General features: G+C 62.8%; 11 protein-coding genes. 1 reads left to right on the top strand and 10 read right to left on the bottom strand.

Annotated features, from left to right (window positions below):
• Nucleotides 1-157 precede the first annotated feature (157 nt).
• From RRH01S_RS04220 to RRH01S_RS04205, 4 genes are all read right to left on the bottom strand, one after another.
• Complete coding sequence (locus RRH01S_RS04220) at nucleotides 158-1,156, bottom strand: alpha/beta hydrolase family protein (RefSeq protein ID WP_034519208.1); 999 nt, start codon at nucleotides 1,154-1,156, stop codon at nucleotides 158-160.
• A 90-nt stretch (nucleotides 1,157-1,246) separates the two neighbouring features.
• Nucleotides 1,247-2,884 carry a cisplatin damage response ATP-dependent DNA ligase gene (locus RRH01S_RS04215; protein WP_012651111.1) on the bottom strand — a complete coding sequence of 546 codons (1,638 nt, stop codon included), beginning with the start codon at nucleotides 2,882-2,884 and terminating at the stop codon, nucleotides 1,247-1,249.
• Nucleotides 2,884-3,894, bottom strand: a complete 1,011-nt coding sequence (locus RRH01S_RS04210) for a ligase-associated DNA damage response exonuclease (RefSeq protein ID WP_012651110.1) — start codon at nucleotides 3,892-3,894, stop codon at nucleotides 2,884-2,886. The genes RRH01S_RS04215 and RRH01S_RS04210 overlap by 1 nt, the downstream gene beginning before the upstream one ends.
• Before the next feature lie 28 nt (nucleotides 3,895-3,922).
• The gene (locus RRH01S_RS04205; RefSeq protein WP_034519211.1) at nucleotides 3,923-4,693 is read right to left on the bottom strand and encodes a carbon-nitrogen hydrolase family protein; all 771 of its coding nucleotides are present in this window, start codon (nucleotides 4,691-4,693) and stop codon (nucleotides 3,923-3,925) included.
• Between the two features lie 179 nt (nucleotides 4,694-4,872).
• Here RRH01S_RS04205 and RRH01S_RS04200 point away from each other — a divergent pair, with 179 nt between their 5' ends.
• Complete coding sequence (locus RRH01S_RS04200; RefSeq protein WP_012651108.1) at nucleotides 4,873-6,246, top strand: TIGR03808 family TAT-translocated repetitive protein; 1,374 nt, start codon at nucleotides 4,873-4,875, stop codon at nucleotides 6,244-6,246.
• 3 nt (nucleotides 6,247-6,249) lie between these two features.
• On the opposite strand, the gene RRH01S_RS04195 is transcribed toward RRH01S_RS04200, so the two are convergent.
• Genes RRH01S_RS04195 through RRH01S_RS04170 form a run of 6 tightly spaced genes read right to left on the bottom strand, consistent with a single transcriptional unit; the run spans nucleotide 6,250 to nucleotide 13,094 of the window.
• Nucleotides 6,250-7,032, bottom strand: coding sequence for a crotonase/enoyl-CoA hydratase family protein (locus RRH01S_RS04195; protein ID WP_012651107.1), 783 nt, complete (start codon nucleotides 7,030-7,032; stop codon nucleotides 6,250-6,252).
• Complete coding sequence (locus RRH01S_RS04190; RefSeq protein ID WP_012651106.1) at nucleotides 7,029-7,898, bottom strand: hydroxymethylglutaryl-CoA lyase; 870 nt, start codon at nucleotides 7,896-7,898, stop codon at nucleotides 7,029-7,031. The genes RRH01S_RS04195 and RRH01S_RS04190 overlap by 4 nt, the downstream gene beginning before the upstream one ends.
• On the bottom strand, nucleotides 7,895-9,883 hold the full coding sequence (locus RRH01S_RS04185; protein ID WP_042470098.1) for an acetyl-CoA carboxylase biotin carboxylase subunit: 1,989 nt from the start codon (nucleotides 9,881-9,883) through the stop codon (nucleotides 7,895-7,897). The genes RRH01S_RS04190 and RRH01S_RS04185 overlap by 4 nt, the downstream gene beginning before the upstream one ends.
• A gap of 9 nt (nucleotides 9,884-9,892) precedes the next feature.
• Nucleotides 9,893-10,276, bottom strand: a complete 384-nt coding sequence (locus tag RRH01S_RS04180) for a RidA family protein (protein WP_007699356.1) — start codon at nucleotides 10,274-10,276, stop codon at nucleotides 9,893-9,895.
• Between the two features lie 10 nt (nucleotides 10,277-10,286).
• The gene (locus RRH01S_RS04175) at nucleotides 10,287-11,894 is read right to left on the bottom strand and encodes a carboxyl transferase domain-containing protein (protein WP_042470096.1); all 1,608 of its coding nucleotides are present in this window, start codon (nucleotides 11,892-11,894) and stop codon (nucleotides 10,287-10,289) included.
• A gap of 36 nt (nucleotides 11,895-11,930) precedes the next feature.
• Nucleotides 11,931-13,094 (bottom strand): isovaleryl-CoA dehydrogenase, encoded by a 1,164-nt coding sequence (locus RRH01S_RS04170; protein ID WP_007699351.1) that lies wholly within the window; start codon nucleotides 13,092-13,094, stop codon nucleotides 11,931-11,933.
• Between the last annotated feature and the right edge of the window lie 20 nt (nucleotides 13,095-13,114).

Genomic DNA, 13,114 nt, shown 5'->3' with positions numbered 1-13,114 from the left:
CCTCCCATGCTTTGCCGTCACCCAAAGCGCTCCGAACCTCTCAGATACGCCTCTCATGCTTCAAGTCATTGTTTTCGCATATCATTGCACAATTTTGCACGACATGCGCTAGCCGTCTCACGAACCTATTGCGCAGACGAGAAAAAGCAAGGCGGCTCTACGCCGCCACGCTCTTAAAAAACTGGATGCTCTGCTCGATTTCCGCCGGCAGGGCCGAGGTGTGGTTGCCCTGAACGGTCGCAACCTCGATCTTGACGCCGCCGGCGATAGCGCGCTTGGCAAGCAGCGCGGCACGGCCATCGAAATGGCTTTCCTCCGTGCCGTGCATCACCTTCACCGGGCATTTGAAACTATGCGCGTAGCAAAGTGGCGAACGCATCTGGAATTCGCGCGGATTCTTGGCGTTGAAGCGGATATCCTCGGGATAGCGGTGGAAGAAGGCGAAGGCATCCGGATTGCCCGAAATCGGAGCCGTGGCCCGGAAACGCTTGGTCGACATGGCCGTGAGCATCGCCAGCGTGCCGCCGACGCTATGACCGGCAAGGAACAGGCGATGCGGGTCGACGCCGGGAAGATGGCGCAGGCGATCGGAGGCGGCCAGCACGTCCGCCACCTCATCATAGAAGCCGGAGAAATTGCCCTTCTGGCCGTTTTCGCCGCGCATCGACGGGATCATCAGGACATAGCCGGCGTCGATATAGGCTTTCGCCAGCAGCCAATGGCCCTGACCGATGGCATTGCCGCCATGCAGGAACAGCACCGCCGGTCGCGGCTTCGGCGTGCGCTCGTAGCGCGACACCCAGGCAACCAGCTCAAGCTCGCCGCCAAGCCCGCTGCGATAAAAAATCTGGTCTGCGCCGAGAGGAGCGGTCAGTGGTTCATATTTGTCGGGTGCCGGACCCTTGCTTAGAAGGTCGGTGCGAAACTTGTGGCGTTCCTTGGCATAGTCGCCCGCCAGCAACGGCGGATCGGCCGGGGCGTCGGCCGTCTTGGCGACCGGAGCCTTGGGGTCTGCAGTCTTGGCATCCGCCGCCTTGGTCTCAAGGACCTTCGTGTCGGTTGCTCTAGCGATGTTGGGGGCCAGGAGGGTTGCGGCGAAACCGGCAAGAACGATGCGGCGGTTGGGGCGAAATGCTTTTTCTTCAGACGATGTCATATGCTCTGTCCAAATATGCCCGGCAAATCGATATCTGCACCGGTTGAAAGGCGAGGCCAATTCACTTTGTAGTGAGGAATCAACCTGTCCTCATTCATCAACCGCGGGAGCCTTGGCGTCAATTAGCGCCACCAAAGTTTCGAGCCGATCCGCTTCATAGGGCGGCTTCTCCGGCCGGAGGCGGGAAATGCGCGGAAATCGCATGGCGACGCCGGATTTATGCCGCATCGAACGGTTGATCCCTTCGAAGGCAACTTCGAGGACGAAGCCGAAATCGCGATCGGCCCGCACCGCCCGCACCGGGCCGAAACGATCGATCGTATTGTTGCGCACGAACTTGTCGAGCACTTCGAGCTCGGCATCCGTGAAGCCGAAATAGGCCTTGCCGACCGGCACCAATTGTTCGCCCTCCGGGGTCATCGACCAGACGCCGAAGGTGAAATCGGAATAATAGCTGGAGCGCTTGCCGTGGCCGCGCTGGGCATACATCAGCACCGCATCGACATTGTAGGGATTGCGCTTCCATTTGAACCAAGGCCCCTTGGCGCGGCCGGCGAGATAGGCGCTGTCGCGGCGCTTGATCATGACGCCTTCGATGACGGGATCCGGAGGAGACGACCGCAGCTGATCGAGCTCCTCCCACGAGGTAAAATCGACCAGCGGCGACAGATCGAAGCGATCATGGGGTGCAGCCTCGACGATCTCCGTCAGCCGTTCACGTCGGTCGAGAAAGCCGCGAGCGCGCACATCCTCCTCGCCGTCAAACAGCAGGTCATAGGCGCGGATGAAGGCCGGATAGTCCTCCAGCATCTTTGCCGTCACCGACTTGCGGTTCAGCCGCTGCTGCAGGTCGGAAAATGTGCGTGTCGGGCTGTTGGAACGCACTGTGCCGCCGATCAGCAATTCGCCGTCGACGACGCCCTCGAAGCTGATCGCATCGACAATATCGGGGAAAGCGCCGGAGATATCGTCGCCGGAGCGGGAATAGAGCTTGGCTGTCGCGCCCGCCCGCGAAAGCTGGACGCGGATGCCGTCCCATTTCCATTCGGCGGCGAAATCCTTCGGGTCGAGCCCGTCGAGATCGCCCGGTTCGACGGGATTGGCCAGCATGACGGAATGAAAGATCGCCGGCGTCGCCAGCACCGGCCGCTCTCCTTTGCCCTCCAGCCAATGGAATAGGCTTTCATAGGGCGGCTGCAGCCCATGCCACAGCGTTTCGATCTCGGTTACGTCCTTGCCGCTCAGCTCCGCCAGCGCCTGCTTGGCAAGCCGCGCCGACACGCCGATGCGCAATGCGCCGGTCGCAAGCTTCAGGAAGGCGAAGCGGCCGGACGTATCCAGCCGGTCGAGGAGGTCGCGAACGAAACCGCGCACCTCGGTGCGGCCAAGCGCATTCATGCGGCGCACGACCTCGCCGAGCCTGGGCTGCTCGCCGGGCGGGCGAACGATATCGCTTTCCTTGTCCCAGACCAGCGAGATGGTCTCGGCGAGATCACCGACATAATCATAGGAATAGCGGAACAACACCTCGTCCATGCGCTCCAGCACGAGTTCGCGCAGCATGGCCGGCTTGACGTTGCGCACCTCCAGCGTGCCGGCGATTGCGGCCAGCCCGTAACCGCGATCGGGATCGGGCGTATCGCGGAAATAGTCAGTCAGCAGCTTCAGCTTGCCGTTGCGGCTCGGCGTCAGCACCAGGCGGTCGAGAAGATCAGCGAAAGCTTTCATCAGTCGCCCTCGTCTTCATAGCCGATCAGATGCAGCGGCTTGGCCGTGATGCCCTGCAATTCGCACCAGCGCACGAGAGCTTCCTCGCGCCCATGGGTGACCCAGACCTCGCCCGGCTTCAGCTCCAAGATCGTCTCTGTCAGCTCCGGCCAATCGCAATGATCGGAGATGACCAGCGGCAGCTCGACGCCGAGCTGCTTGGCACGCTGGCGCACCATCATCCAGCCCGAGGCAAAGGCCGGCAGTGGATCATGGAACCGCCGTGCCCAACGATCGGAAAAGGCCGATGGCGGCCCGACGACGATGGCACCCTTGAAGATCGACTGATCCCGGCTTTCCACCGTTGCCGGCAACAGCTCGCCAAGCGCAATGCCCTGCCCGGCATAATAAGCACACAGGGTCTCCAGCGCGCCGTGAATATAGATCGGCTTGTCGTAGCCGGCATCGCGCAACAGTCGGATGACGCGCTGCGCCTTACCGAGCGCGTAGGCGCCGACCAGATGGGTGCGCTCCGGAAACTGCCGGAGCGAGGCCAGCAGCTTTTCCGTCTCCGCCATCGGATCGGGATGATGGAACACCGGCAAGCCGAACGTCGCCTCGGTGATGAAGACATCGCAGGGAACCGGCACGTAGGCCGCGCAAGTCGGGTCCGGCCGCCGCTTGTAATCGCCCGAGACGACGATGCGCAGCCCGTCCTTCTCCACCGCGATCTGCGCGGAGCCGAGCACATGCCCTGCCGGATGAAACCGCACCTTCACGCCGTTGAGCGTCACTTCCTCACCGAAACCAACCGCCTGCTCCGATCCGGCGAAGCCGCTGCCATAGCGTATCCGCATGATGTCGAGCGTCTGGCGGGTGGCGAGCACATGGGCATGGCCGGCGCGGGCATGATCGGAATGTCCGTGCGTGATCAACGCCCGCTCCACCGGCTGCACCGGATCGACATAGAAGCCGCCGATCGGACAGAACAGCCCTTCAGGGGCGGGATAAAGCAGTTGCTCCGGTCTCATAGGGACAAGGATAGCGCGATTTCCGTGATTATGTAGCGATCATCGATGCTTTTCGACCGAATCCGCGCGCAAGGGGCTGATCGGGCAGGTCGAAGACCAGGACATCCTCACTATGCGGCTTCGCCCTCGCAACGACAACGCCGTTCGGATCGACGATCGCGCTGCTGCCATAACTCAGCCAGCCATCGTCGTTGCTGCCGACAACATCGGCCGATATGACCCAGCATCCTGAATGTCTGGCACATATCTGCAGCCCGGCGATGGCCGGCTTATGCCACATCTCCGCCTTGTGCGGCCGCAGCATCAGATTGACGGGATTGCAGATAAGGTCGGCACCCTTTCTGGCAAGCCGGGATGCCGTGTAGGGATATCTGAGATCGGCGCAGATATTGATGCCGAAGCGCCAATCGGCGAGCGGCCAGATCGGAAAATCCATTCCCGGCGTACAGCCGCTTTCCAGCGGATGCGCCTTGGCATAGACCCCGATGATCCGGCCTGCCTTCGCCACGATCGCACTATTGTAGATCGCCTCCCCTCGCAGCTCGAAAAGGCCGATGACCGCTGTCGTCTTCCCCGATACGCAGCGGCCGATCAGGGCATTCAGGGCGGCGTCATCGAGAGAGAGGGCGCGCCGCCTGGCAATGGCCTCGTTGTAGCTGTGGCCCTGAAGATAGCATTCGGGGAAAAGAGCGAGATCGATGCCTTGCGCATCCGCCCATGCCAGATCGCGCGCAAGCACATCGCCCACCTTATCGACGGCGTCGAATAGTGCCAGACGTTGAAAGGCCGCGATCCGCATGGCGAAGGGCTAACACGCTTCGCGAGTCGTCCACAGAGCGGCACCTGATTATTTCCGCGGCGGCGCAGGGGTAAACGAAGGAATAAGACGGAAAGCCTGTCGGTCGCTTTCGTACCAGAATGGCACAGATACGGATGGCACGTTTTCTGCTTCCGTAAGCGTTGTCTCAGGAGTTCATCATGATGCAGCGCCGCGCGTTCATCGCCTACATTGCCGCCTCAGCTGCGGCCGGCCTGCTTGCGCCGCGCACCTCTGCAGCGCCGCTTGCCAAGATCGCCGGGGCCGAGATGCGCGGGCCGATCGACGCTATTGCCTACAAAACAACGCCGGGCACCAGCGATATCAGGAGCGGCAAGCTGCAGGCGATGATCGACAGTGCCGCGCGCGATAACACCCCTCTCTTCCTGCCGCCCGGAAACTACAACGTCTCGAACCTGACCTTGCCGGACAATACCCGCATCACCGGCGTGCCCGGCGCCTCGCGGCTGGTCTATGGCGGCGACGGCCATCTGATGAGCGCCGACAAGGCCAGGCGCATCGAACTCTCCGGCCTCGTGCTGGATGGCGGCAACCGCTGGCTTGCGGATTATGCAGGCGGCTTGCTGCAATTTACCGGCGTCGACGAGGTGCTGATCGACAATTGCGAGATCGCCGGCAGCCGCAAGCATGCGCTGCAACTGGAGCGCTGCGGCGGCCGGATCGAGCGCAGCCGGATATCAGGTGCGGCCGATGCCGGCCTCTATTCCGTCCAGTCGGCCGGATTGACGGTTACGGACAATATCGTCGAGGATTGCGGCAATGGCGGCATCCTCATCCACCGCTGGGACAAGGGCGAGGATGGCAGCATCGTCACCGGCAACCGCATCGCCCGCATCGGCGCCAATGACGGTGGCACCGGCCAAAACGGCAACGGCATCAATATTTTCCGCGCCGGCGGAGTTCTGGTTTCCGGCAACCGCATCACCGATTGCGCCTTCACCGCTGTACGAGCCAATTCGGCATCCAACGTGCAGATAACAAGCAATCAATGCCTGCGCTCCGGCGAGACGGCGATCTTCTGCGAGTTCGAGTTCGAAGGGGCTATCGTCGGCAACAATCTGGTGGATGGGGCTGCGAACGGCATTGCGATCGCCAATTTCGACAAGGGCGGGCGGCTTGCCAGTGTGACCGGCAACATCATCCGCAACCTGTCGCTGACCGGCCCCTATCCGCAGGAGAGCGGTTTCGGCATCGGTATCTCCGCCGAAGCCGATACGCTGATTGCCTCCAACCTCGTCGAAAACGCCCCGCTCTGGGGCCTGAAACTCGGCTGGGGTCCCTATCTCCGCAATCTCGTCGCCACTGGCAACATTATCCGCCAAACGCCCATCGGCTGCGTCGTCTCAGTGGTCGAGGGCGTCGGTTCGGCGGTGATCTCGGACAATCTGTTCCAGCAAGTGGAAAAAGGCGCGATCGTCGGATTCCGCTGGGACAAGCCGGCGTCAGGCGATTTGATGGTGAAGGGAAGCGAAGAGTTTCCGCAGCTGACAATCGAGAAAAACAGGCGGGCCTAGCCCTTATCGCCACTTCGGCTGCCGCCGCTCGAAGAAGGAGGCAAGCCCTTCCCTTGCCTCCTCGCTCTCCCACGCCTCCACCAGTTGCTCGATAACACGGTCGATCACTTCATCGGTGATCGGCATGCCGAGAGAGCGGGCCAGCGCCTTTGCGCGGGCAGCGGCCTGTGGCGAAGCAACAAGGAAGTGACGGATTTCGGTTTCGACGGCTTCGTCCAGCGCATCTTCGGGAACGACGCGGGAGAGCAGCCCGGCGGCATGGGCCTGCCAGGCATCGATGATCTTGCCGGAGAGGAAGAGTGGGCGGGCATGCGACTCGCCGATGCGGGCGATCACATAGGGGCTGATGGTGGCGGGAATGATGCCGAGGCGCACCTCCGTCAACCCGAAGCGGGCGGTGGCGGCGGCAATCGTCATGTCGCAGACGCTCAAGATGCCGATGCCGCCGCCGAAGGCATTACCATGCACGCGGGCGAGCAGTGGCTTCGGCAGTTCGTTCAGAGCCTTGAACAGCATGGCCAGTCGCCGGGCTTCGACGATACGTCCCGCGCGGGTGGCGTCGAACTGGGCGCGCATCCAGCCGAGATCGCCGCCGGCGCAAAAACTTGCCCCCTCACCCGCAAGAACGACGACGCGCACGCGCGTATCGCCGCCGAGGTCATGAGCCGCCTCGGTGAGCGCATCGATCATCTCGGCCGACAAGGCATTATGCTTTTCCGGACGCGCCAGGGTCAGTTGCGCGACACCGCGTTCGTCGATGGCGACATGGATCGTTTGCGATGTCATGCGGCGCTCCTGAGGCTGCGGGCGAAGGCGGCGGCGTGGCTAAGTTTCTCCTCATTGAGGCCGGTCTCGAAGCCGTGTGTCGTCAGATAGTCGTGGACGGCAACGGTATCGACATTGCCCTTGGCGCCCGGCGCGAAGGGGCAACCGCCGAGGCCGCCGGCGGCGGCGTCGAACACGCGCAGGCCGCGTTCCAAGGCAACGGCGATATTGTCCAGCGCCCTGCCCGTCGTATCGTGAAAATGGCCGGCCAGCATGGCCGCCGGAAGCTCGCCAAGCACGGCTTCCAGCATCCTGTTCACCGCCTCCGGCGTGCCTCGGCCGATCGTATCCCCCAGGCTGATCTCGTAGCAGCCGAGCCCTCCCAGCAACCCGGCAACGCTGGCGGCATTCGCCGGCGGCATCATGCCTTCATAGGGGCATTCGACGACGCAACTGACATAGCCGCGCAGGGGAATACCGCGATTGCGGCACGCCTCGGCCACCGGCCGGAAACGCTCGATGCTCTCGGCGATGGAGCAGTTGATGTTGCGCATCGAGAAGCTTTCGGAGGCCGAAGCGAAGATCGCCACCTCGTCGGCGCCCGCCGCAAGCGCTTCCTCAAACCCTCGTCTGTTTGGCGTCAGCACCGCATATTTGACATTGGGCTTGCGTTTGATCCCGGCCATAACCTCGGCGGCATCGGCAAGCTGCGGCACCCATTTCGGACTGACGAAACTGGTAACCTCGATGCGCTCGAAACCGCAATCGGAGAGCATGTCCACCAGCTTGACCTTGTCGTCCGTGCTGATCTGCCGCTCTTCGTTCTGCAAGCCGTCTCGTGGCGCCATTTCGACGATGGTGACATGGTAGGGAGCACGGTCGGTCATTGCGTATCCTCCGGGCGGAGCGACAGCAGCACGGCACTTTCGCTGGTCTGGTCGCCTTCGCTGACATTCAGGCTTTCCACCACGCCATCGCGCATCGCGGTCAGCGTCAGCTCCATCTTCATGGCCTCCATGACGATGAGGGCCTGCCCCTTCGCCACCGCATCGCCTTCTCGTACCCGCACGATCTTGATGAGGCCGGGCATCGGCGCGATCAGCCGGTCGCCACCGGCGGCCATTTCCGCCTCGCCATCCAGCGGGTCGAGCCGATGGAAATGATGGGTTTGGCCGTCGAGGAAAAGCGTCAGGCCATGCGGTATCCGGAAAATACTCACACTCACTTGTCGGCCATCGACCTCCACCCGGCACGTATCGTCGCTACGGTCGACAAGACGAATAGTGACAGTGCGATCGTCAAAAGGCACCGAGAAGAGACCCTGTCCTTTCGCAATCACACGGCAATTCGTCTGGCCACCGCCATGATGCAAAACGACGGGACGGCTTGTCTCGCCCCAAAGCTGCCAGGCGCCAAGCGACGCCCAAGGGTCATCGCTCAAGGAGCGCGTCAGACCACCCGCCTCGACAATGGCCGCAATGACGAGGGCGACATCGTCAGGCGGCTGCACTGACGTCAACGCCTCCACCTCGCGGTCGATCAGGCCCGTATCCGGACGGCCGGCGACGAAAGCCGGCTGCTCGCTCAAGCGGATCAGGAAATCGAGATTGCTTGCCGTCCCCGCCATCTGCGTATCCCGCAGCGCCCACGTCAGCTTGCCGAGTGCCGCTTCGCGGGTTGGGGCGTGAACGATGAGCTTGGCGATCAGCGGATCGTAGTATGGCGTGATGCTGTCACCCTGGCGCACGCCGGCGTCGATGCGGGCATCGCCCTTGGGAAATTTCAAACGCGCCAGCGTGCCGGTTGCCGGCAGGAAGCCGCGCGACGGGTCCTCGGCGTACAGCCGAGCCTCGAAAGCCCATCCGTCGATCGCCAGTTCGGCTTGCGTCTTCGGCAAGGGCTCACCGCAGGCAACCCGCAATTGCCACTCGACCAGATCGACCCCGGCAATCGCCTCGGTGACGGGGTGCTCGACCTGCAGGCGGGTGTTCATTTCCATAAAGAAGAACCGGTTCGGCAACAGGCCCTGCGAGACATCGGCGATGAATTCGACGGTGCCGGCGCCGCGATAGTCGATGGCGCGCGCTGCCCGCACCGCCGCCTCGCCCATGGCGCTGCGCATCTCCTCCGTCATGCCGGGTGCCGGCGCTTCCTCGATTACCTTCTGGTGCCGGCGCTGTAAGGAGCAATCGCGCTCAAAGAGATGCACGACATTGCCGTGACTATCGCCGAAAACCTGGATCTCGATGTGACGCGGCTGGATCAGATATTTCTCAATCAGCACGGCGTCATCGCCAAACGCCGATTTCGCCTCGCGCCTTGCCGCCTCCAAGAACGCCGCAAAATCCTCCGGCCGGTCAACGCGCCGCATGCCCTTGCCGCCGCCGCCTGCCCGCGCCTTGATCAGCACCGGAAAGCCGATCTCCGCCGCTCGCTCAGTGAGGAACGCCGCATCCTGCTTGTCGCCGTGATAGCCGGGGACGACCGGCACGCCGGCTTTCTCCATGAGCGCCTTGGCCGCATCCTTGAGACCCATGGCACGGATCGAGGCGGGCGACGGGCCGATGAAGGTCAGCCCAGCCTTCTCGACGGCTTCAGCGAAATCGGCGTTTTCCGATAGAAAGCCATAGCCGGGATGGATGGCCTCCGCGCCAGACCGCTGTGCGGCCGTGATGATCCGCTCCTTCGAAAGATAGCTCTCGCTGGCAGCAGCCGCACCGATATGGATAGCCTCGTCGGCGAGCGTCACATGCAGGGCATCGATATCCGCATCAGAATAGACGGCGACTGTGCGAACACCCAAGTGCCTTGCCGTCCGGATGATCCGGCAGGCGATTTCTCCGCGATTGGCGATCAATATCTTCGAGAACATCGGTTGATCCTATTGCGCGGCGATAACCTCGACCTCGAGCAGCCATGCGGTGTCAAAAATGCCGGCGATCACCACCGTCATGGCCGGCGTCAGCGAACCAAGATATTCGGCGCGGATCTCGCGGTTCTCCATGGTGTGGTGACGGTCGGCAAGAAAGACCGTCACCTTGACGATGTCGGCCTTGCTCATGCCGGCGGCTTTCAACTGGGCATCGACATTGAGCCAGGCCTGGCGGGCTTGCGCCTTGAACCCCTCCGGAAGCGCATCATCTGATGTCATCGGAATCTGGCCGCTGACGAACAGCAATTTCTCGAAATTCTCGAGCTTTACGGCCTGGGCATAGCCACCACGCGGCTGTGGTGCGTTCTTGGCATTGATGGCGTCGCGTTTCATCTCAATCTCCTCACATCCTGAACAAGCCAAAGCGCGTGTCTTCGATCGGCGCGTTGAGTGCGGCCGACAGCGACAGCACCAAGACATCGCGGCTCTTGCGCGGGTCGATGATGCCGTCGTCCCAAAGGCGCGCCGAGGCATAGAGCGGGTGGCTCTGGGTTTCGAACATTTTCAAGGTCGGCTGCTTGAAGGCTGCCTCTTCCTCTTTCGTCCAGGGCTTGCCGGCGCGTGCTAGAGCCTCGCCGCGCACGGTCGCGAGCACACCGGCCGCCTGCTCTCCGCCCATGACGGAGATGCGGCTGTTGGGCCAGGTCCAGAGAAAGCGCGGCGAATAGGCACGGCCGGCCATACCGTAATTGCCGGCGCCGAAGGAGCCGCCGATCAGCATGGTGATCTTCGGCACCTTGGTCGTCGCCACCGCCGTCACCAGCTTGGCGCCGTTCTTGGCAATGCCCTCGGTCTCATACTTTCGGCCAACCATGAAGCCGGTGATATTCTGCAGGAAGACCAGCGGGATTTTACGCTGCGAGCAAAGCTCGACGAAATGCGCGCCCTTCACGGCCGATTCCGAAAACAGCACGCCATTGTTGGCGATGATGCCGACGGGGATGCCGTGAACATGGGCGAAACCGCAGACCAGCGTCGCGCCGTAGCGTGCCTTGAACTCATCGAAGCGGGAGCCGTCAACGACGCGGGCGATCACCTCGCGGACATCATAGGGCGTGCGCGGATCGGAGGGCACGATGCCGAGGATTTCCTCCGGATCATAGAGCGGCGGCTCCGGCGTGCGCAGCTCGACAGTCACCGGCCTGTGGCGATTGAGATTGGCGACCGCCTGCCGCGCCAGGGCCAGCGCATGGGCATCGTCGCGCGCCAGATGGTCGGCAACGCCGGAAAGGCGAGTATGCACGTCGCCGCCGCCGAGATCTTCGGCAGAAACCACTTCGCCGGTCGCGGCTTTGACCAGCGGCGGACCTGCTAGAAAGATCGTCCCCTGCCCCTCGACGATGATGGTCTCGTCGGACATGGCCGGGACATAGGCGCCGCCCGCCGTGCAGGAGCCCATGACCACCGCGATCTGCGGAATGCCGGCCGCCGACATATTGGCCTGATTGTAGAAGATCCGGCCGAAATGATCGCGGTCCGGAAAGACCTCATCCTGGTTCGGCAGGTTGGCCCCGCCGGAATCGACCAGATAGAGGCACGGTAGATTGTTTTCCGCTGCGATTTCCTGCGCCCGCAGATGCTTCTTCACCGTGACCGGATAGTAGGTGCCACCTTTGACCGTGGCGTCGTTGCAGACGATCATGCAGTCGCGGCCGGAAACGCGGCCGACGCCGGTGATCAGGCCTGCGCCCGGCGCTTCATCGCCATAGAGGCCATGTGCAGCCGTCGCGCCAATTTCGAGGAAGGGCGTCGCCGGGTCGATCAACCCCGCTACCCGGTCACGCGGCAGCATCTTGCCACGTCCGACATGCCGCTCGCGCGCCTGCGCGCCGCCGCCTTCCGCCGCCCGCAATGCCGCCGCCTCGGCCACGCCGATCGCTTCCAGCATGGCGGCACGATTGTCCCTGAACCGGTCCGAATGGGTGGAGGTCTCTGATTTCAGGACGGTCATGCGGCATCACCAATGTGTTGGGGTGAAATCTCGAAATCAGATGGTTTCGGCAAACAGCTCCCGCCCGATCAGCATGCGGCGGATTTCAGAGGTGCCGGCGCCGATCTCGTAGAGCTTGGCGTCGCGCAGTAGCCGACCGGCGGGGTAGTCATTGGTATAGCCGTTGCCGCCGAGCGCCTGGATGCATTCGAGCGCCAAGGCAGTCGCCTTTTCGGCTGCATAAAGGATGCAGCCGGCGGCGTCCTTGCGGGTCGTTTCGCCGCGATCGCAGGCGGCGGCGACGGCATAGACATAGGCGCGGGCGGCGTTCATCGTCACATACATGTCGGCAAGCTTGCCCTGCATCAGCTGGAACTCGCCAATCGGCTGGCCGAACTGCTTGCGCTCGTGCAGATAGGGCAGCACGACATCCATGCAGGCGGCCATGATGCCGACAGGACCGCCGGACAGCACGACGCGCTCATAATCCAGGCCGGACATCAGCACGCGGGCGCCGCCATCGACCTGACCCAGCACATTTTCCGCCGGGACTTCGCAATCGATGAAAATCAGCTCCGAGGTGTTCGAACCGCGCATGCCGAGCTTGTCGAGCTTCTGGCCGACGGAGAAACCCTTGAACCCCTTCTCGACCAGGAAAGCAGTGATACCGCGCGGGCCGGCATCCGGCGTGGTCTTGGCGTAGACGACCAGTACTTCGGCATCGGGGCCGTTGGTGATCCACATCTTGCTGCCGTTCAAGATGTAGCGATCTCCGCGCTTTTCGGCATGGAGCTTCATCGAGACGACATCGGAGCCAGAGTTGGGTTCCGACATGGCAAGCGCGCCAACATGCTCACCCGAAATCAGCTTCGGCAGGTAGCGCGCCTTCTGCGCCTCGCTGCCGTTGCGGTTGATCTGGTTGACGCAGAGATTGGAGTGGGCGCCGTAGCTCAGGCCAACGGAGGCCGAAGCGCGGCTGATTTCCTCCATGGCGACCGTATGCGCGAGATAGCCGAGGCCGGCGCCGCCATAGGCTTCGTCGGCGGTGACGCCGAGCAGACCGAGATTGCCCATCTCCCGCCAGAGCTGCATGGGAAAGCCATTGTTGCGATCGATCTCGTCGGCAAGCGGCGCGATGCGCTGGCCAGCAAAGCGGCGCACGCTGTCGCGCAGCGCCTCGATCTCGTCGCCAAGCGCGAAATTCAGTCCCCCGTCATACATGGCTTGCTCCTCCCGCTTCT

Source organism: Rhizobium rhizogenes NBRC 13257 (genome assembly GCF_000696095.1).
Taxonomy (GTDB): Bacteria; Pseudomonadota; Alphaproteobacteria; order Rhizobiales; family Rhizobiaceae; genus Rhizobium; species Rhizobium rhizogenes.
Note: the sequence above shows the minus strand (reverse complement) of the source record. Positions and strands in the feature narration are given on the sequence as shown.